18 protein-coding genes and 1 tRNA gene are annotated in these 18,237 nt (G+C 64.7%); 11 read left to right on the forward strand and 8 right to left on the reverse strand.

The genetic code is table 11. The features are described from left to right. Nucleotides 1-3 precede the first annotated feature (3 nt). Nucleotides 4-945: a 2-hydroxyacid dehydrogenase gene (locus NKJ67_RS00585; protein WP_352580105.1), complete on the forward strand. Its 942-nt coding sequence runs from the start codon at nucleotides 4-6 to the stop codon at nucleotides 943-945. Here NKJ67_RS00585 and NKJ67_RS00590 read toward each other — a convergent pair. Further along, complete coding sequence (locus NKJ67_RS00590; protein ID WP_352580106.1) at nucleotides 942-1,304, reverse strand: hypothetical protein; 363 nt, start codon at nucleotides 1,302-1,304, stop codon at nucleotides 942-944. The two genes, NKJ67_RS00585 and NKJ67_RS00590, sit on opposite strands and share 4 nt — an antisense overlap. A 289-nt stretch (nucleotides 1,305-1,593) precedes the next feature. Continuing rightward, nucleotides 1,594-2,523, reverse strand: coding sequence for a class I SAM-dependent DNA methyltransferase (locus tag NKJ67_RS00595; protein WP_352580107.1), 930 nt, complete (start codon nucleotides 2,521-2,523; stop codon nucleotides 1,594-1,596). A 106-nt stretch (nucleotides 2,524-2,629) separates the two neighbouring features. Here NKJ67_RS00595 and NKJ67_RS00600 point away from each other — a divergent pair, with 106 nt between their 5' ends. Beyond that, complete coding sequence (locus NKJ67_RS00600; protein WP_128287540.1) at nucleotides 2,630-3,640, forward strand: ligase-associated DNA damage response exonuclease; 1,011 nt, start codon at nucleotides 2,630-2,632, stop codon at nucleotides 3,638-3,640. A gap of 4 nt (nucleotides 3,641-3,644) precedes the next feature. Continuing rightward, nucleotides 3,645-5,246 carry a cisplatin damage response ATP-dependent DNA ligase gene (locus NKJ67_RS00605; RefSeq protein ID WP_352580108.1) on the forward strand — a complete coding sequence of 534 codons (1,602 nt, stop codon included), beginning with the start codon at nucleotides 3,645-3,647 and terminating at the stop codon, nucleotides 5,244-5,246. 14 nt (nucleotides 5,247-5,260) lie between these two features. Here the strand turns inward: NKJ67_RS00605 and NKJ67_RS00610 are convergent, their stop codons facing one another. Continuing rightward, nucleotides 5,261-6,400, reverse strand: a complete 1,140-nt coding sequence (locus NKJ67_RS00610) for a hypothetical protein (protein ID WP_352580109.1) — start codon at nucleotides 6,398-6,400, stop codon at nucleotides 5,261-5,263. Nucleotides 6,401-6,731: 331 nt separating this feature from the next. On the opposite strand from NKJ67_RS00610, the gene NKJ67_RS00615 reads away from it, so the two are divergent. The 7 genes from NKJ67_RS00615 (at nucleotide 6,732) to NKJ67_RS00645 (ending at nucleotide 9,731) form a co-directional block, all read left to right on the forward strand. Beyond that, nucleotides 6,732-6,807 (forward strand) — tRNA-Thr (locus NKJ67_RS00615). A gap of 135 nt (nucleotides 6,808-6,942) precedes the next feature. Then, nucleotides 6,943-7,131, forward strand: coding sequence for a YodC family protein (locus NKJ67_RS00620; protein WP_023811455.1), 189 nt, complete (start codon nucleotides 6,943-6,945; stop codon nucleotides 7,129-7,131). Nucleotides 7,132-7,294: 163 nt separating this feature from the next. Further along, nucleotides 7,295-7,726, forward strand: coding sequence for an EF-hand domain-containing protein (locus NKJ67_RS00625; protein WP_352580110.1), 432 nt, complete (start codon nucleotides 7,295-7,297; stop codon nucleotides 7,724-7,726). Between the two features lie 71 nt (nucleotides 7,727-7,797). Further along, on the forward strand, nucleotides 7,798-8,340 hold the full coding sequence (locus tag NKJ67_RS00630) for an RNA polymerase sigma factor (protein ID WP_352580111.1): 543 nt from the start codon (nucleotides 7,798-7,800) through the stop codon (nucleotides 8,338-8,340). 86 nt (nucleotides 8,341-8,426) lie between these two features. Continuing rightward, nucleotides 8,427-8,879, forward strand: a complete 453-nt coding sequence (locus tag NKJ67_RS00635) for a hypothetical protein (protein ID WP_292336125.1) — start codon at nucleotides 8,427-8,429, stop codon at nucleotides 8,877-8,879. Continuing rightward, the gene (locus tag NKJ67_RS00640) at nucleotides 8,876-9,331 is read left to right on the forward strand and encodes a periplasmic heavy metal sensor (RefSeq protein ID WP_292701047.1); all 456 of its coding nucleotides are present in this window, start codon (nucleotides 8,876-8,878) and stop codon (nucleotides 9,329-9,331) included. Before NKJ67_RS00635 ends, NKJ67_RS00640 begins: the two co-directional genes overlap by 4 nt. Nucleotides 9,332-9,443: 112 nt before the next feature. After that, on the forward strand, nucleotides 9,444-9,731 hold the full coding sequence (locus NKJ67_RS00645) for a GCG_CRPN prefix-to-repeats domain-containing protein (RefSeq protein WP_352580112.1): 288 nt from the start codon (nucleotides 9,444-9,446) through the stop codon (nucleotides 9,729-9,731). Between the two features lie 120 nt (nucleotides 9,732-9,851). Here NKJ67_RS00645 and NKJ67_RS00650 read toward each other — a convergent pair whose 3' ends face one another. The 5 genes from NKJ67_RS00650 to NKJ67_RS00670 form a co-directional block, all read right to left on the reverse strand. After that, nucleotides 9,852-11,432 carry an indolepyruvate oxidoreductase subunit beta family protein gene (locus NKJ67_RS00650; protein ID WP_352580113.1) on the reverse strand — a complete coding sequence of 527 codons (1,581 nt, stop codon included), beginning with the start codon at nucleotides 11,430-11,432 and terminating at the stop codon, nucleotides 9,852-9,854. Continuing rightward, entirely contained in the window at nucleotides 11,425-13,578 is a 2,154-nt protein-coding gene (locus NKJ67_RS00655; RefSeq protein ID WP_352580114.1) for a thiamine pyrophosphate-dependent enzyme, read from the reverse strand. Before NKJ67_RS00655 ends, NKJ67_RS00650 begins: the two co-directional genes overlap by 8 nt. A 95-nt stretch (nucleotides 13,579-13,673) precedes the next feature. After that, nucleotides 13,674-14,156 carry a MarR family winged helix-turn-helix transcriptional regulator gene (locus NKJ67_RS00660; protein ID WP_127270494.1) on the reverse strand — a complete coding sequence of 161 codons (483 nt, stop codon included), beginning with the start codon at nucleotides 14,154-14,156 and terminating at the stop codon, nucleotides 13,674-13,676. Beyond that, on the reverse strand, nucleotides 14,156-15,727 hold the full coding sequence (locus NKJ67_RS00665) for a phytoene desaturase family protein (RefSeq protein ID WP_352580115.1): 1,572 nt from the start codon (nucleotides 15,725-15,727) through the stop codon (nucleotides 14,156-14,158). Before NKJ67_RS00665 ends, NKJ67_RS00660 begins: the two co-directional genes overlap by 1 nt. Nucleotides 15,728-15,742: 15 nt before the next feature. Next, complete coding sequence (locus NKJ67_RS00670; RefSeq protein WP_127321408.1) at nucleotides 15,743-16,534, reverse strand: cyclase family protein; 792 nt, start codon at nucleotides 16,532-16,534, stop codon at nucleotides 15,743-15,745. A 119-nt stretch (nucleotides 16,535-16,653) separates the two neighbouring features. On the opposite strand from NKJ67_RS00670, the gene NKJ67_RS00675 reads away from it, so the two are divergent. Beyond that, complete coding sequence (locus NKJ67_RS00675) at nucleotides 16,654-18,228, forward strand: phytoene desaturase family protein (RefSeq protein WP_352580116.1); 1,575 nt, start codon at nucleotides 16,654-16,656, stop codon at nucleotides 18,226-18,228. Nucleotides 18,229-18,237 lie beyond the last annotated feature (9 nt).

The following is an 18,237-nucleotide window of genomic DNA, read 5'->3' on the forward strand; positions in this document are numbered from 1 at the left end:
GCAATGGAAAAAGGCCGCATCCTGCTTGCCGTCACCGGCTTTCATCCGCAGCGCTGGCGCGAACTCCTGTCGGCCGAACGCGAGGTGGTGCTGGAGCCCGACGGCGCCAGCGACCCGTCGATCACCTATGCCGTGGTGTGGAAGCAGAAGCCGAACCTGTTGTCGTCGCTGCCCAATCTGCGCGCCATCTTTTCGATCGGCGCCGGCGTCGATCATATCTTCGCCGATCCCGGCCTGCCCGATGTGCCTGTTGTCAAGGTCGTCGCCGACAACCTCACCCAGTACATGACCGAATATGTCGTCTGGCGGGTTCTCGATCATCACCGCCAGGGCCTGCTCTACCGGTCGCAGCAGCCGAAGAAGATCTGGCACGAGCCGCAGCAGAGGCCTGCCGGTGATATTTCGGTCGGCATCATGGGCCTCGGCAGTCTCGGCCGCGCCGCGGCCTCGGTGCTTTTGTCGCTCGGCTTTGCCGTCAATGGCTGGTCGCGCACCGACAAGGTCATGGAAGACGTCGCGACTTATTCCGGCGAGGCTGGACTGATCCCCTTCCTCAAGGCCACCGACATCCTGGTGGTGCTTTTGCCGCTGACGCCGGAGACCAAGGGCATTATCAACTACGGCGTGCTGAAGGAGCTGCGGAAACGGAACGGCCTCGGCGGTTCGGTGCTGATCAATGCCGGGCGCGGCCGTCTGCAGAAGGATGCCGACATTTTGCGGGCGCTGGATGACGGCACATTGAAGGAGGCGAGCCTCGACGTGTTCGAGGTCGAACCGCTGCCGAAGACCAGTCCGCTGTGGGGGCATCCAAAAGTGTTCGTGACGCCGCACGCGGCAGCGACCTCCGACCCGGTGCATCTGGCGCCGATCATGCTGCGCCAGATGGACGCCTTCGAACGCGGTGAAAAGCTCGACAATCAGGTGGACCGCAAGGCGGGGTACTAGCCAGGCAGAGCGAGCTTCTTCTGCTTGTCCGGCTGGCCGCAGTCGCGTCGATCGATCGACCGGTTCATGGCATTGATCTCACCGCTCGCCTTGTCGGTATCGCGCTTGGCCTTGGAGCGCATGTCAGGCGTGAACGGGCCGAAGCCCATCGCCGGGTTGGAGAATGTCGGCTTGGCCTTCGCCGGAAGGTTGTATTGCTGCGCCAAGCCGTTGCGCTGCGCCAGCAACTGATCGCACGGCACGGTGTCGTATTGCAGGGAGGACTGGACGTTCGCATCCTGCTGTTCCGACATCGAGGTGCCGCCGACACAGCCGGCGGTCAGCAGGCAAGAGGCCAAGATCATCATGTTCCAGCGCATCGACTATGCTCCTCCTGAATCCCGCCCTGACTCGACCAGATCGCAAATATCAGTCGCGCATGCAAATCGGACTTTTTCACAGCAAGATTGTTTGCGATGCGGCGAGGCCGCCCCTCCGCCGGCGCGTGGCTGACGGAGCATCAAACGAAAAACCCGCCTGTGCGGCGGGTCACTGGCGCAAATCAGCACCATGGGCGAAAATGTACCATAGCTGAGGGCAGGGTGTCAAGAAAAAATTCCTATCACGCTGCCCGGCAAAAAGCTGCCGACGCCGCCGAACTGGCTGTCGTCAGCTCTTTTGCTGAGCTGAGTTCGGAGCCTTGGCCACAACGACCAACCCGTTGACATGTTCCCCGCGATCCTGCCGGATCACGGTTGGTTCCAGTGACAGGACCGAAAGCCCGTTGGCGGCCAGGACGTCGCGCACATAGTGTTGCGCATGCGCATAGCGGCGCGACGGCAGCAGCACGAAATCGCCATCGCCAGCCAGCGTCTCGACGGAAAACGCGAACAGGCCATCCGTGGCCAGCAAGCCGGCAATCGTCTTCACCACGCCGTCCAGCGCGCCGACATAGATGAAAACATCGGCCACCGTCACCAGATAGGCTTTCGGACCGGCATAGGGAAAATCCCGCAGATCGGCCTTGTCGAGGAAATCGTAGACGCCCTTGGTCCGCGCCTTTCTCAGCATTTTGGCCGAAATGTCATACCCCTCCAGCCGGTCGGCGATCGGCCGCAGCCTCTGCCCCATCAGGCCGGTGCCGCAGCCGAGATCCAGAGCGAGCGGGAAGCGTCCCGGCCTTGCCGCTCGAATGGCCTGGTCGAGCATTTCAGGCAGGCGGTAACTCAGCCTGCCGACCAGGGACTCGTCGAAGCTCTCTGCATAATGGTCGAACAGTGTCTCGACGAAGGCGCTGGGGAGCGCGTCGAGCGCCGGCACCTTGCCGATCAATTGCAGGTTCAGTGCAGCGCCCTGACGATCCGATGGGTCGAGTTGCAGCGACATCGTCCAGGCCTGCACGGCCAGATCCGCCGCGCCCGCCGCCTGCTGCATCTCGCCGAGGCGAAACCAGCCCATCGCCCATTGCGGTGTCATTTCCAGAGCGCCGAGCAGCAATTCCGCCGCCGCCGCATGATCGCCATTCGCGTGCAGCATCTCGGCATAATCGGCACGGCGATCGGCGTTCAAGTCGCCGGACGAGGCCTGAAGCGGTTTCATGGCGATGGGTCCTGCCGGCGGATCGAGCCGGCGGTGCTCTATGCGGGAGTCAGCAGTGACTTACAACAGGCTTCCCGCCGCGGAATTATATCCTATCTTGGGGATCATGCGCGCCAGCGACCTGCTTCATCCCCGGCCCGAGGGCCTCTATTGCCCGCCGGGCGATTTCTTCATCGACCCGGTCCGGCCGGTCGACCGGGCATTGATCACGCATGGCCATTCCGACCATGCGCGTTCCGGCCACCGCTCGGTGCTGGCGACGCGGCAAACGCTCGACATTATGGGCCTGCGCTACGGTGAGAATTTCGCTGGCACGACGCAAGCGGCACAGCTCGGCGAGACGATTGCACTCAATGGCATCAGCGTCAGCTTCCATCCAGCCGGCCATGTGCTGGGCTCGGCGCAGATATCCGTCGCGCATCAGGGCACGCGCATCGTCGCTTCCGGCGACTACAAGCGGCAGAGGGACGCAACCTGCGCGCCATTCGAGCCGATCCCGTGCGATGTGTTCATCACCGAAGCGACCTTCGGCCTGCCGGTGTTTCGCCATCCGCCCGACACAGAAGAAATCGCCCGCCTGCTGAAATCGGCAGCGCAGTTCCCCGAGCGCTCGCATCTGGTCGGCGCCTATGCGCTGGGCAAGGCGCAAAGGGTGATGCGGCTGTTGCGCGACGCCGGCTACGACAGGCCGCTCTACATCCATGGCGCGTTGGCCAAACTCAGCGAATATTACCAGAGCCAAGGCATCGATCTCGGTACCCTCGAACCGGCAACCGTCGAAAGCGGCGGCAAGGATGATTTTACCGGCGCCATCGTCGTCGGCCCGCCATCGGCCTTCGCCGACCGCTGGGCGCGGCGTTTTCCCGATCCGATCTCGTGCTTCGCGTCGGGCTGGATGCGCATTCGCCAGCGCGCCAAGCAAGGCGGCGTCGAGCTGCCGCTGATCATCTCCGATCATGCCGACTGGGATGAGTTGACCGCCACGATCAAGGAGACCGGAGCCGAGGAGATCTGGGTGACGCATGGCCGCGAGGAAGCGCTGGTGCGCTGGTGCGAGCTCGAAGGCATCGCCGCCCGGCCGCTGCATCTGGTCGGCTACGAAGACGAGGGCGATTGAAGCCATGAACCGCTTCTCCGAGCTTCTCGACCGCCTGGTGCTGACGCCGTCGCGCAACGGCAAGCTGACCTTGCTGACCGACTATTTCCGCGCTGTGGAGGATCCCGATCGCGGGTTGGCGCTGGCTGCCATCACCGGCGACCTCAACATCGCCGCGGTCAAGCCGGCGATGCTGCGCATGCTGGTCACCGAACGCATGGATCCGGTGCTGTTCGGCTATTCCTACGATTATGTCGGCGATCTCGCCGAAACGGTGTCGCTGGTCTGGCCGCAAACGCCTGGGAACATCGCGAACCGCGAGCCGACGCTTGGCGAAGTCGTGGCCAAACTGCAGGCGGCAAGCCGCTCCGACGGACCGAAGGTGCTGGCCGGGCTGCTCGACAGCGCGGGCATCTCGGCGCGCTTCGCCATCATCAAGCTGGTCACCGGCGGCTTGCGCATCGGCATGTCGGCGCGGCTGGCCAAACAGGCGCTGGCCGATTTCGGCAAGGTCGACGTGGCCGAGATCGAGGAACTCTGGCACGGGTTGACGCCGCCTTACACAGTGCTGTTCGCGTGGCTGGAAGGCAGGGCCGAAAAGCCCAGGAACACGGCGTTGGCCTTGTTTCGCCCGGTGATGCTGTCGAACCCGGTCGGTGACGGCGATCTCGAAAAGCTCGATCCGGCGGATTATGCCGCAGAATGGAAATGGGACGGCATCCGTGTCCAGGCGGTGGCCGAGGGCGGCATCCGCCGGCTCTATTCGCGCACGGGCGATGACGTTTCGGGTGCCTTTCCGGACCTCGCCGATGCCATGGATTTTTCCGCAACGCTGGACGGCGAACTGCTTGTCGGTGATCCCCGCGAGGCGACGGGAACCTTCTCGGATCTGCAGCAACGGCTGAATCGCAAGACGGTGACACCGAAGATGCAGCAGCAATACCCGGCCTTCATGCGCTGCTACGATCTGCTCCAGCTCGGCGGCGAGGATCTGCGCCCGCTGTCGTTTCGCGAGCGGCGCGGCCGGCTGGAAGCGTTTGTCGGAACGCTCGACCCCAGCCGCTTCGATCTTTCGCCATTCGTCGACTTCATGGATTGGCAAACGCTGGAGGAACTGCGGCGGGTGCCGCCGCATCCGATCATCGAAGGCGTCATGCTGAAGCGCTGGGACTCAGCCTATGTCGCCGGCCGGCCGAAAGGTCCATGGTTCAAATGGAAACGCGATCCGCACACAGTGGACGCGGTGCTGATGTATGCCCAGCGCGGCCACGGCAAACGCTCGAGCTTCTATTCCGACTATACGTTCGGTGTCTGGACAGGTGCCGAAGGCGAAGAGGAACTGGTGCCGGTCGGCAAGGCCTATTTCGGCTTTACCGACGAGGAGTTGAAGCAGATCGACAAATATGTCCGCGACAACACGATCGAGCGTTTCGGGCCGGTGCGCTCGGTGCGGGCTGACCGCGACAACGGCCTGGTGCTGGAAGTCGCCTTCGAAGGGCTGAACCGCTCGACCCGGCACAAATCCGGCGTTGCCATGCGCTTTCCCCGCATTTCGCGGCTGCGCTGGGACAAGCCGGCCAACGAGGCCGACCGCATCGAGACGCTGCAGGCGCTGCTCGACCGCTAGACCGTTCAGCGCTCTTACGGCTCGATTGAAACGCGGATTTCGTAGATGTCCGCGGCCTTACCCTGCTTGTCGAAGTCGGAATTGATGGCAATGGTGCCGGCCGAGCCCGGACGCTTGTCGGGAAACTGCACATCGAACAGATATTCGTTCTGCTGCTGGCCGACCGCATAGCGCTTGCGGCCGCAGTCGCCGAGTTCGCCGAAATTGCAGTCGACCGAAATCTGCGTCTCCTTGCCTTCTTCGGAGCGGGCAATGATGTCGAACACGGCATGTTTGCCGGCCAGCTTCTCCAGCACGCCTTGTCCGACATCGAAGCTGATCGCCGAACCGGACGCGCCGGAACGGATGCGCAGGAACGAACCGGTATCGTCCTTCATCACCTCGGCCCTGGCGTCAGACGGCGCGCTGACATGGGATGCATCGGCCGGCGAAAACACATTGATCCAGTCGCGCGCCTGGTCCGCGGCGCCGGGTTTTTCCGGACCGCCGTCGGCCGGTGTGAAATCGTCGTCCTCGACGGTCGGCGGCGCTTGCGGCGGGGCGGTGTCGAGTTGCGCGGATGTCTTGAACACGCCGGTCTGCACGGCGAAGAACAGGCCGATGCCAACCGCGGCGAGCAGTGTCACGGTCAGGAAGATGGCGGTCAGCGGCAGGCGACGCCCCCTTATGCGCCGTTCATCGCGGTCGGGCGCCACTTCCGTCGTCGCGCCGGCCGAGGCCGGAACCGACATGTCGATGGCCGGAGCATCGGGAAGCGTGGCCTCCGGCATGATGTCGGGAACGACGGGCAGAACGCGGGAGCGCGGCGCATCGGCAGCGGATTGCACGGGTCCGTCGACGACGACATCGGGGGACGATGCCTGTCGGCCGGTTTCGACCGCGGGCGCCGGGTCCGCTCCGAGTTCGACCGCCGGTGCATCGCCCTGCGGACCGACATCCGGCACCGCCGGCAGGAACTCGGATTCGATTTCGGTGATTTTCGCCTGGATTGCCTTGCGGCGCTTGATGGCGACCTCAACGGTCACACCCGGATTGGCCTGGAGCGCGCGATCGAGCGCGGCAAAAGCCGAGCGATAGACCCTCTCGCGGAACGCGCGGTCCTCGGCATTGCCTTTCTCCAAGGCGTTCCGGATCGCTTTTTCGATCGCGTCCAAGCGGGTCCCTCTGTCTTTGCCAACCTTGCCGTGATCGTTAGCCGCAGGCGACCAATCAATCAACGGGCGAGCGGCGTATTCTGCCTCGCAGAGGTGTGCAAAGTCCATTCCGGCGCTGTTCCGGCAACAAAATCAGCATGTTTCGCCGATTTTCGCGCACAGGGAGCACACGCACCGTGCGCCGCATTCCCTTGGCGACTGACTGGCGGACAAGGCGGCGGCCGGCTTTCGAGGGTGCCACGACGCCGACGCAGGAATTGCCAAGTCGCATCTTGAATTCGCGCCCGGTTGCGTCTATCACCGCCGCATCCTGGAGGCCTTGGCTTCCTGGGCCGCTTTAGCTCAGTTGGTAGAGCACCGCATTCGTAATGCGGGGGTCGCGTGTTCGAGTCACGCAAGCGGCACCATTCCTCCTCCATTTTTGTCGTCTGTCTGCCCCTTCGCAGCTGGTGCAAAGGATTGCGGCGCCGGCCTGGCAGATCTGCCATTGTCGAGACCCCGGTTTGGTGTGAAAATCATGGCCTCAGCATGGGAGGTCAAAAATGCCCAACAATTTCAAGACCGGAGACGTCGTCAGGCTGAAATCCGGAGGCCCCAGGATGACGATCAGCGATGGCGCAGCCTCGGGCATGTATCTGTGCCACTGGTTCAATCGCGAGGGCGAGGTGTGGACCCCGCAACATGCCGGGTTCAAGCCCGAACAACTGATTGCGGCCGACCAGTCGGACTAGAGTTCCTTTCAACCCGATCGAGCCGGGATGGGCACCCTCTTTTGTCCGGGCGTGAACGGATCAGCAGGCGCGACCGACGGATTTTCCGGGTCGCGGCGTTTAACGGTTGAAGCGCGATGGCGGCACAAGCCGTCTGCGTCGCGCCAACCTGGAGACGCACAGCATGATCCGCCGTTCGATATCAGTCGTTGCCTTGAGTTTGCAGACCGTTGCGGCTTTCGCCCAGGCAACGACGCCGCCTGCACCGCCGACCGCCGCGCCACTTGCCGCGCCAGGCGCTTCGGGGACCAGGTCCGACATCACGCTGGCCAAATTCCAGAAGCGGCGCGAAAAGGCGATCATGGCGGCCGACACGGATGGCGACGGCAAGATCAGCCTGCTGGAATGGGAGGCCTTTCAGACGAAGCGCAACGTCAAGGGCGACGCCGCCAAATCTTTCGCGCGGATCGATTCCAACCATGACGGCTTCATCGATCACGCCGAACTCGATGCATTCTTCGCCAGGCGCTTCGCCCGGCTGGACAAGAATGCCGACGGCATTTTGACGGCCGACGAACTGCCGGGCCACAAAACCGCTCCCAAGCCGAAGCAATGACCAAGAGGTCAAGCAGGGAGCAATGACCAAGAGGCAATGACGCGCGATGAATATCGGGAGTGCGCCGACTGATGGCTGCGGATCCGGACGAGGAGCTGGTTCGCCGTGTTGGCGCCGGCGAGCCGGCAGCCGTGCAAACGCTCGTCGCGCGCAAGCTGCCGCGTATCCTGGCGCTTGCCGTGCGCATGCTCGGCGATGCGGCGGAGGCCGAGGATGTCGCGCAGGAAACCTTCGTGCGGATCTGGCGCCATGCCGCGAGCTGGCGGCGCGGCAATGCGCGCTTCGACAGCTGGATCCACCGGGTGACGCTCAACCTTTGCTACGACCGGCTGCGTCGCAGGCGCGAGTGGGTGACCGGCGACCTGCCGGAAATGGTCGACCCCGCAGCACTTCCCGACGCCCCTCGCCAGGAGGACGCGCTTCGGGTCGAACGGGCGCTGCAAGCCATAGCGCCGCGCCAGCGCGAAGCCATCGTTCTGGTCTACTATCAGGAGATGTCCAATATCGAGGCGGCAGCGACCTTGCAGATCAGCGTCGATGCCCTGGAGAGCCTGCTTGCGCGCGGCCGGCGGTCGCTGCAGGCGATCCTGGCGGGGGATGGCGCCGATGAGTAAGCACCGGGCAAGCACCAACGCACCACGGCCATTGCGCCTTGCTGGTGCCGCCTGGCGCCCGGCGCCGACGGGCAAGGGGGCGACACATGGCTGAAGGATCCAGGAACGAACCCGCAATGGATGCCAGGCGCTTTGCCGTCTTGGCCCAGGCCTATGGCGGCGACTTGCGGCGATGGCCCGAGGCTGAGCGAATGGCCGGCACGGTCTTTGCCGCGAGCGGCGCGGGCAAGGCCATCTTGAGGCAGGCCGGGACACTTGACGCGCTGCTCGACAGCTACCGCGTCGACGCCCCGGACAAGGCACTGCACGGCAGCATTCTGCAGGCTGCCGGCCGGCACCTCGTCCAGCGCAGGCGCCAGTGGTTCTGGTGGCTGGGACTCGGACTTGCCGGCATTGGTGTGGCCGGTGCCGTAGCAGGGCTGGCCCTGGTGACCATCGTCACGCCGGAGGTCCAGCCGGACCATTATGTGCTGGATGCCAATGCGACGGCGTTTGGCGATGCCGGCCCCGCTGCCGAGAACGGTGAGGAAAGCCTATGAGCACGCGCTGGGTCCGTGGTCTGGTTATTGCTTCCGTGGTGCTGAACGTCTTTCTTGCCGGCGCATTCGTCGGCGGTGCGGTCTGGCTGAGAAATGCCAAAACAGGTGTCTCGCTGGAATCGGCCGGCCGACAGCTTCCCGACCAGGATCGCAAGGCGTTCCGCGAGGCGCTGCGCCAGGTTCGCGTGCAGTCCCGTCAGATCATTCTCGATGGCCAGCAGGCGAGGCAGCAGGCAGCGGACCTGTTGCAACAGCCTGTCATGGACGAGGCCGCCGTGTCGGCTGCCCTGGAGCGGGCACGCAACGCCGACGCGACGGTTCGCACCCGGCTCGAGCAGGCCATTGTCGACTTCGCGGCGAACACATCACTCGAAAACCGGAGCGTGCTGGCACAGGCATTGCTGCGCCATATGGAACGCCGCGCTGCCGTTGCGCCGAAAAAATCGCCATGACGACCGACGGAAAAGGCGGGAGACGCCGTTTAACGAAGAGAAGGGACAAGCCTGCCCGATCGCATTGTGCCGGGCGGCCATCTTCAAACTCGAATGCACTCGGAGTCCAATTATGAGTCGCCTGAAAAACTATGCAGCAACCGCTATCCTGGCCATCGGTGGAACTGTCGTGACAGCCTCCGCGTCCAGCGCGATGCCCGTCATGTCTGTAACCCATCCGGCCGCCCCGGCATTGGTCGAGCATGTCCGCTGGGGGTGCGGCATCGGCTGGCACCCGAACCGATGGGGCCGTTGCGTGCCGAACGGCGTCGTCGTCGTGCGCCCGCACTACCATTACTGGCACGCTCCGGTCTATGGCTGGCACCCGCACCATCACTGGCGCCGCTGGCACCATAACTGATCGAAGCACGGCGGGGCCAGGCACCTGGCCCCGCGTCAGCGCCGGCGAACGGGCAATCCTGTCAGCCAGCCCGGAGTTAAGGTTAGCGCCGGTCCAATCCGTGGACGCCCGCTAGATATCTCAGCCGATTGGGTCCGGCCCCAGCGTCGCCACCGTCTTCAGCGCGCCGTCGAGCATGTCGCCCTTCTCGTCCTTCAGCGCCATCTCGCGCAGGCGGCGGATCCAGTCGGCGGCATCGGCTCGGCCCTTGACCAGGTCGAGCGCCGACAGCACGCGGTCGAATTTCGACTGTGCCCGGACATGGGTGTCGCTGTAGCCCTTGATCAGCCGGCGGCAATTGAGGATCTCGACGGCCAGTGCGTAGTCCTGGGGCACATGGTCGAGAGCCAGCGCGTACCAGCGATCGAGATGCGCGACCTCGACCTTGTGGCGCAGCAGACTGCGGCGCCAGCGGCGCAGGCCGCCGATGAACCACAAAGCGGCAAAGCCGGCAAAACTGTCGGTGCGGATGCGGCGGCCATGATTGATGCGGCGATCGAGAAAGGCGGCGAGCTTCGGGCGGTCCTCGATGTAGCTGCCCAGACCCGCCGGCAGCGTGCCGCAGAACTCCTCGATGCGCGGGTGGAAATATTCGGTCACCTGCAGGATCGAGCTGTCCTTGACGCCGACCTCGCGGCGCACGCGTTTGCCGCGCGTCGAACGTGTCTTGAGATCGGCGACACGGATCATGTCGTCGTAGCATAGCGCGTTGGCCAGATGCTTGGCAGCAGCGATCGACAGGCCATAGCCCTGAAGCGGCCCGTCCAGCGCGACGGCCTTGTCCAACCGGTCGAGATACTCGCGCCCATAGGCGATGTCCTGATAGTCGACGACCTTTCTCAAGCCCCGAAGTGCCATGTCGCGTACGGCTACCGGCAACAGGTCGATGCGGGCAGCCAAGGCCTGCCAGCCCTGCAGCAGGTTTTGCGGGCCACTCACCTGTCCTGTGCCCAGGGCAGATTCGACAATCGCGGGCTCAGCCGGCTTCTGCGCCGGTGCTGCCGTGCCGCGCGCGCGGTCAAACGCAGCGCCGAAGGCAGCAAGGCTGGCCTTGACGCCCCGGCCGCCGGCACCGATCGCCTGTTCGTAGCTCTCGCGGGTGAAGGGCAGCGCATCGGACCCCGCTAGCGCGCCAAGCAGGCTGGCCGAGATCATCGAGCCATTGTCGGCTGCGATCTTTTCCATGTCGAAAGCGATGAAGCGCTTCGATGCGGCTTCCGCCGTCGCATGCACCTTGGAGGACGAAGCCCGGCCATCGCCCGGTTCGATCTTTTCCGACACGGCGGCGATGCGGTGCGACGAGGCAATCAGCGTGGTGCGGTCGGGCGTGACGAAGCCGCGAATGATGGCACGGCCGGCTTCCATCAATTCGGCGGCGATCAGGATGTCGACGTCGCCCTGCGACGGCGACAGCGCGAAGACCGGCAGCCGGCCGGTGTCGCGGGCCATCTCGACATAATAGATGGTGGCGCCGGTACGCTGGGCGACACCGGCGACCGAGGTCGATTGCGCAACATAGCCGTTGCGCTCGGCGACATCGGTGATCCAGTCGGCGAGCACGCCACCGCCCTGGCCGCCGACCGCCAGCACGGCGAGCTTGGTGACACGCTCGCTATCCTGAGCGCCGGCGCGGGCGCGAAGTGGGGGGACGGCGTCAAGCATCGGCGAAGGTCAGGCGCCGGCTTTCGCGGCGGCGCTGCAACAGGCTGATGGTGGCCCGGCGCGCGGCTTCCAGGAAGCGATCCCAGCGGCTCGGATTGTGCACGACGTCGGCGCGGTAGAAGGATGGGCAGAGCACCGCCGCATCGGCGACCTCGCCACAATTGCCGCAGCCGACGCAGCTCTGGTCGATATGAGCGACCGGATCGTCGCGCAGCGGATCGTCTGTTGACTTGACCGACAGCGAGGGACAGCCGGACAGCCGCATGCAGGCATGGTCGCCCGTGCAGATGTCCTCATCGACACCGAATTTCGGTTTCACCACACGGGTCCTGCCCTTGATCGCCTTGTCGACCAGCGGCTTTTCGCGGCGCTGCCGGTTGAGCATGCATTCGGACGAGGCGACGATGACCTTCGGCCCTTTCTCGTCCGTCGTCAGCGCCTCACGCAGCGTGTCCTGCATCTTGGTCACGTCATAGGTGCGGTCGACATGGCGCAGCCATTTGACGCCCATGCCTTTCACCGCCTCGGTGATCGGATGCTTCGTCGACTTGGTCTTGTTGCCGGCGCGCGATGACAGGATGTCCTGCCCACCCGTGGCCGCCGAGTAAAAATTGTCGACGATGACGATGACGCCGTCGTTCTTGTTGAACACCGCATTGCCGATCGAGGAGGTCAGGCCATTGTGCCAGAAGCCGCCATCGCCGACGAAGGAGATCGAACGGCGCTTGGCATCGGGCGAATTGAAGGCCGAGGCAGAGGCCGGACCCAGGCCATAGCCCATGGTGGTGGCACCGAGCTCGAAGGGCGGCATGATCGAGAACAGATGGCAGCCTATGTCGGAAGCTATGTGGTGCTTGCCGAGCTCCTGCTCGACCAGCTTGGTCGCGGCAAAGATCGGCCGTTCCGGGCAGCCGATGCAGAAGCCCGGCGGACGGCCCGGCACGACATTGATCAGATCGGCTGCGTCGACGCCGTCACCGACCTTGTTGGGCGCGCGCACTTCGCCGGGCAAAAGATGCGGCGCCTCGCCGCGCAGAAAGGCGCCGATGCCGTCAAGCAGGACCTGGCCGGTATATTCGCCGGCCATCGGCAGGTACTCCTTGCCGACCAGCCTGGTGCCGCGACCGGCCTTGTGCAGCATCGAAGCAAAGGCCTGTTCGATGTAGTTGGGCTGGCCTTCCTCGACGACCAGCACCGCCTGCTTGCCCTCGCAGAACGACAGGAACTCGTCGTCGATCAGCGGATAGACGGCGTTGAGCACATAGAGCGGCACGTCGGTGTCGCCATAAATGTCGGCAAGGCCGAGCCGCTGCAGCGCGCGGATGACCGAATTGTACATGCCGCCCTGCAGGACGATGCCGACCGAACCATGATCCGAGCCGAAGAACTCGTTGATCTTGTTCTTGGCGATGAAGTCCACCGCCGCCGGCCAGCGCTTCTGCACCTTTTCCTTCTCGTGCAGGAAGGACGCTGGCGGCAGCACGATGCGGCCGGTGTCGCGGCGCGGTGCGTCAAGCGCATCGGCGACGGTCATCGGCGGCCGTTTGTTGTCCTTGGCGATGAAATGGCCGTGTACGTGGCAGCAGCGGATGCGCACCTGCAGCATGACCGGCGTGTTGGAAATCTCGGACAGTTCGAAACCATCCTCCACCGCCTTGACGATCGATGGCAGATTGGGGCGCGGATCGAGCAGCCAGACCTGGCTTTTCATGGCGAAGGCATGGCTGCGCTCCTGCATGATCGAGGAGCCTTCGCCATAATCCTCGCCGACAATGATCAGCGCGCCGCCGGTGACGCCGCCGGAGGCGAGGTTGGCCAGCGCATCGGAGGCTACATTGGTGCCGACCGTCGACTTGAAGGTTGCGGCACCGCGGATCGGGTAGTGCACCGAGGCGGCCAGCATGGCGGTGGCGGTGGCTTCCGAAGCGCTGGCTTCGAAATGCACGCCGAGTTCGCCCAGAATGTCCTGCGCATCGGCCAGCACGTCCATCAGATGGCTGATCGGCGCGCCTTGATAGCCGCCGACATAGCCGACGCCGCATTGCAGCAGCGCCTTGGTGATGGCGAGGATGCCTTCGCCGGCAAATTCCTCGCCGGCGCCGAGCCGGAGCTTCTCGACTTCCCTGGCAAAAGACCGTTCGGCCATTTTTTCAATCCTTCCGTTACCGCCCTGCGCTGGCGGCGCGTAGGTCTATCTGCTTGACCTCTTCCGAAAACCGGGATCCACTTTTCGGGGTCATGCTAGATGTCGTGCTTGCGAATGTTCTTCAGCATCTTCAAAAGCGTGGCGATGAGTGCGGAATATTCGGCGTCGTCGATGTCGTCGAACATCGCCTCGAAGGCATCGTGCATGGCCGGCCAGGCGCGGGTGAACTCGGCGCGGCCCTCATCGGTCAGGAACACATGGCGGATGCGGCTGTCGGTGACGCCCTGCTCGCGCCGTACCAGACCCTGGCCCTCCAGTGAGTCGAGCGTCCGGCTCAAGGTCGACTGCTCGATCACCGTATAGACCGAGAGGTCGTTGACGGTGATGCCGTCGGTGACCGACAGCACGGCCAGCGTGCGCACCTGCGGAATGGTCAGGCCCTGCTTGCGGAAATCGTCGCGCAAGGTGGCGTTGTAGCGGCCCATGATGCGGTTCATCAGATAGGGCGCGAATTGCTGCAGGCCGATCTGCCCCAGGGTCGAAATGCGCTGGCGCTTCTCAGTGACCTTCTCTTCCATCACAGCCTCCCCGCCAGAAGAAAGCCGGAACCGCCGCCAAGGCCGGCCCCCGGGTGGGTCGAGGCGCCGATATGGTAGAGGCCCTTGATGCCGGTCTGATGGTTGCGGCTGCTCTTGAACGGCCGCCACAGGAAGGACTGGTCGATGGTCGAGGAACCGCCATAGGGATCGCCACCGACCAGGTTGATGTTCATCGCCTCGAGATCGGCCGGCGAATAGGCGCGGCGCGCGATGACGCTGTCCTTGAAGCCCTCGATATGGCTGGCGAGGATCGCTTCAGCGCGATCGGCATAGGCTTCGCGCAGCACATCGGTCCATTGCCCGTCCGCTGGTGCCTGCAGCTTGCCGGCCGCGTCGCCCTTGATGTGGCGAGGCGCCTCGGGCAATTGCAGCCAGAGAACCGCCTTGCCTTCCGGGCAGCGCGATGGGTCTAGCGCATGCGGCTGGCCAACACAGATGGTCGGCACCTCCGGCAGCATGCCGCGCGCCGCCTCGTTGCAGGCCTTTGACACGCCATCCAGTCCCGGCGTCAGATGCAGCAGTGCCACCTTGTCCAGGCCTTCGCCCCGCCATGCTGGCGGTTTGTCCAAGGCGTAGTGGATCTGGAAATTGCCTATGCCGTAGCGGTATTTCCGCGTCGCCTCGACATCGGCTTTGGGAGCATCCGCGCCAAGCAGCCTGCCATAGAGCTGCGTTGGCGTGACCGAGCAGATGACGCCCTTGTTGGCCGTGATTGTCTCACCCGAGGCCAGCCGCACGCCGGTTGCCCGGCCATTGCTTTGAACGATCGAAGTGACGTCGGCGCCGGTGCGGATGTCGCCGCCGCGTTCCCGGATCAAAGCCTCGAAGGCCGCCAGCAGGTTTTTTGCCCCGCCCTTGACGATCGGCGCGCCCGCCGCCTCAAGCGCGAAGGCGATAACCCTGGCGATCTGGCCGGAAAAGGCGTCTTCGGGGCCGAGCCCGGCATGCAGCACCCAGGGCGCCCACAGCGCACGAATGGTTTCGGACTGGTAGGTGCTTTCCAGCCAGCCGCGCGCCGGCACGAGTGCCTCGCCGAGAAAGGCGGCAAGGCCACGCGGGCCACGCCGCCAGCCATCACCGGCCAGCAGCTTCGCTGTCGGATAGGACCACAGGCTGCCGCCGAGCAGGCCGAACAGCAGGCCGGCATTGCGCTCGATGCCGCCGACATCATCCGCGTGCCGGTCACCGTCGCCTGCCGCGATCGCATTAAGGGCGACGACGTTGGCGGCACGGTCGGTGCTGAGCACGGCATGGCTGCCGTCCGGCCGCAGCACGCCGGTCGGCGTGCCCGTGTGACAGAACTCCAGCCCGTGGCGCGCGAGGTCGGCGCCCAGTGCCGCAAAGGCCGGCGAGGTGATGAACAGCACGAAGGTCGTCGCCATCACATCATGGATGAAGCCGGGCGCGGTGATCTCCTCGGTGCGCAGGCAGCCGCCAATGCGGTCGTTGCGCTCCAGGACGAGCACACGCGCCCCTTTGCCGCCAAGCATCGCCGCGCAGACCAGTGCGTTGATGCCGCTGCCGACGATGATGTGATCCGGCTGGGTCACGGCAAACGCTTTCGCTTAGCCCTTCGAAACCAGCGCCAGCGCGCGGATCGGGCTGCCGGTGCCATGTTCGATCTTGAGCGGCGCCGCGATCAGGATGGCGCCCTTCGGCGGCAGCTGGTCGAGGTTGCAGAGGCTGGCAAGACCGTAGCGGTTGGCCTTGTGCATCAGCGTGTGCGCCGGGAATGGCGGCTCCATGCCGCCGGCTTTGCCGGCATCCGTGCCGATCGTCTCCGAGCCCCAGCCCTTGATGTCCTTGCTGATCAGGAACTGGATGGCTTCGGCCGTCGGCCCCGGCGTGTGCGGGCCGGTCTCGTTGGCATTGAGGAACTCGGCTTCCGAGCCGTTGCGCTTGTACCAGTCGGTGCGCATCACCACCCATTCGCCGGCATTGATCGCGCCATGCTCGGCTTCCCAGGCCTTGATGTGGTCGACGGTGAGCAGGAAATCGTGGTCGGCGGCGGCTTCCTTCGAACAGTCGATGACATTGACCGGGCCGACGAAATTCTGCGCCGGAATGGTGTCGGTGGCGCCGTCCGGATAGTCCTTGCCGGAGATCCAATGCTGCGGCGCGTCGAAATGCGTGCCGGAATGCTCGCCGAGCTTCAGCCAGTTCCAGGCCCACCACGGACCGTTCTTGTCGTAACGGGAAATATTGTGGATCTCGACCTTCGGCGTGTCGACGGCGAGTTCCGGCGGCAGCTTGATCAACGGCGTGTCCGGCCCGAGCGGCGCCGACAGGTCGACCACCTTGATGGCGCCTGAAAGAAGCTGGCTGGCGACTTCGCCGAGGAGTTTTTGCGTATCCATGGTCTGAAGTTCCCTCTTTCGTGTGATGATCAAGGCTCGTCTCGGCCCTTAATATCCTACTAGACGAAAACATATGCATCTGCAATTATCTTTAAGCATAAAGGAAATGGGGACGAGGCGTGAGCCAGTTCGACGCCATCTTTGTCGGGGCCGGCCACAACAGTCTGGCATGCGCCGCGCATTTGGCGCTCAAAGGCTGGAAAACCGGGATTTTCGAGCGCAGTGCAACAATCGGCGGCGCCGTCCAGACGCGCGAATTCACCCTCCCCGGCTTCCGCCACGATTTCGGCGCGATGAATCTCACCCTCTTCGCCGGCTCGGCCTTCCACCGGAAATATGCAAATGAATTGAAAGCACAGGGGCTGGAGTTCGCCCCGGTCGCCGACTGTTTCGCCAGCGCATTCCCCGACGGACGCTGGTTCGGCGTCAGCAACGATCTGGAAAAGACCGCCGCGCGCATCGCCGCCTTCTCCGCCACTGACGCCGCCACATGGCGCAGGCTGGTTGCCGCCTTCCCGGCGGAGGCCGAGCATCTGTTCCGGCTGCTGGGTTCGCCGATGAGTGCCCGCGCGCTTGCCGGCACGGCGTGGAACCTGTGGCGCAAGAAGGGCATTGCCGGCGCGCTCGATACGGGCCGGCTGCTGCTGTCCTCACCCCGCGCCTGGCTGGAGGAAACTTTCGAGTCGCCGCATATCAGGGCAACGCTCGCCACCTGGGGCATGCATCTCGACTTCGCGCCGGACATCGCCGGCGGCGCCGTCTTCCCCTATCTGGAATCGATGGCCAACCAGAGCTTCGGCATGGTGCTGGGCAAGGGCGGCGCCGACACCATCATCAAGGCGCTGTCGGGCATGGTGACCTCCGCCGGCGGCAGGATCGTCACCGGGGCCGAGGTAGCGGAAATCACGGTTTCAGCCGGCAAGGCTACCGGCGTGCGGCTCGCCTCGGGTGAAACGCATAGCGCCACCAAGGCGGTCATCGCCGGCGTCGCGCCCAAGGCGCTGACCGGCAAGCTGCTGGCGAACGGTTCGGGCGATGCCGGCTTCGATACGGCGATGCAAACATTCCGCCACGCGCCGGGCACCATGATGATCCACCTGGCGCTCGACGATCTGCCGGACTGGCGCGCCGGAGCGGAGCTTCGGCAGTTCGCCTATGTGCATCTGTCTCCGTCGCTCGACGCCATGTCGCGCACCTATCAGCAGGCGATGGCGGGCATGCTGCCGGACGAGCCGGTGCTGGTTGTCGGCCAGCCGACGGCGATCGACCCGTCGCGGGCGCCTCAGGGAAAGCATGTGCTGTGGGTGCAGGTGCGCATGCTGCCCGCCGAAATCCTGGGCGATGCCGCCGGCAAGATCGCGCCGGACCATTGGGACAAGGTGAAGGAAGCCTACGCCGAGCGTGTCCTCGACATCATCGAGACCTATGCTCCCGGCCTGCGCAACAAGATCCTCGGCCGTGCCGTCTTCTCGCCCATCGATCTGGAGCGCGAGAACCCCAACCTCGTCGGCGGCGACCAGGTCTGCGGCAGCCATCATCTGGCGCAGAACTTCCTGTTCCGCCCGGCGCGCGGCTATGCCGGCTGGAACACGCCGGTGGCGCATCTGCACCTCACTGGAGCCGCGACATGGCCGGGCGCCGGCACCGGTGCGGCGTCGGGCTTCATGCTCGCACAACAGCTTGGCGGGAGGTAGGAGCCGAGG

It is taken from the genome of Mesorhizobium sp. M0088 (assembly GCF_040322895.1).
GTDB lineage: Bacteria > Pseudomonadota > Alphaproteobacteria > Rhizobiales > Rhizobiaceae > Mesorhizobium.

What these genes read in the sequence shown, in the direction of transcription:
- NKJ67_RS00595 (WP_352580107.1), bottom strand. Translation starts at nt 2,523, where the DNA reads ATGAAACCGCTTCAGGCCTCGTCCGGCGACTTGAACGCCGATCGCCGT.
- NKJ67_RS00585 (WP_352580105.1), top strand. Translation starts at nt 4, where the DNA reads ATGGAAAAAGGCCGCATCCTGCTTGCCGTCACCGGCTTTCATCCGCAG.
- NKJ67_RS00590 (WP_352580106.1), bottom strand. Translation starts at nt 1,304, where the DNA reads ATGCGCTGGAACATGATGATCTTGGCCTCTTGCCTGCTGACCGCCGGC.
- NKJ67_RS00625 (WP_352580110.1), top strand. Translation starts at nt 7,295, where the DNA reads ATGATCCGCCGTTCGATATCAGTCGTTGCCTTGAGTTTGCAGACCGTT.
- NKJ67_RS00650 (WP_352580113.1), bottom strand. Translation starts at nt 11,432, where the DNA reads ATGCTTGACGCCGTCCCCCCACTTCGCGCCCGCGCCGGCGCTCAGGAT.
- NKJ67_RS00600 (WP_128287540.1), top strand. Translation starts at nt 2,630, where the DNA reads ATGCGCGCCAGCGACCTGCTTCATCCCCGGCCCGAGGGCCTCTATTGC.
- NKJ67_RS00670 (WP_127321408.1), bottom strand. Translation starts at nt 16,534, where the DNA reads ATGGATACGCAAAAACTCCTCGGCGAAGTCGCCAGCCAGCTTCTTTCA.
- NKJ67_RS00620 (WP_023811455.1), top strand. Translation starts at nt 6,943, where the DNA reads ATGCCCAACAATTTCAAGACCGGAGACGTCGTCAGGCTGAAATCCGGA.
- NKJ67_RS00605 (WP_352580108.1), top strand. Translation starts at nt 3,645, where the DNA reads ATGAACCGCTTCTCCGAGCTTCTCGACCGCCTGGTGCTGACGCCGTCG.
- NKJ67_RS00645 (WP_352580112.1), top strand. Translation starts at nt 9,444, where the DNA reads ATGAGTCGCCTGAAAAACTATGCAGCAACCGCTATCCTGGCCATCGGT.
- NKJ67_RS00630 (WP_352580111.1), top strand. Translation starts at nt 7,798, where the DNA reads ATGGCTGCGGATCCGGACGAGGAGCTGGTTCGCCGTGTTGGCGCCGGC.
- NKJ67_RS00635 (WP_292336125.1), top strand. Translation starts at nt 8,427, where the DNA reads ATGGCTGAAGGATCCAGGAACGAACCCGCAATGGATGCCAGGCGCTTT.
- NKJ67_RS00655 (WP_352580114.1), bottom strand. Translation starts at nt 13,578, where the DNA reads ATGGCCGAACGGTCTTTTGCCAGGGAAGTCGAGAAGCTCCGGCTCGGC.
- NKJ67_RS00660 (WP_127270494.1), bottom strand. Translation starts at nt 14,156, where the DNA reads ATGGAAGAGAAGGTCACTGAGAAGCGCCAGCGCATTTCGACCCTGGGG.
- NKJ67_RS00640 (WP_292701047.1), top strand. Translation starts at nt 8,876, where the DNA reads ATGAGCACGCGCTGGGTCCGTGGTCTGGTTATTGCTTCCGTGGTGCTG.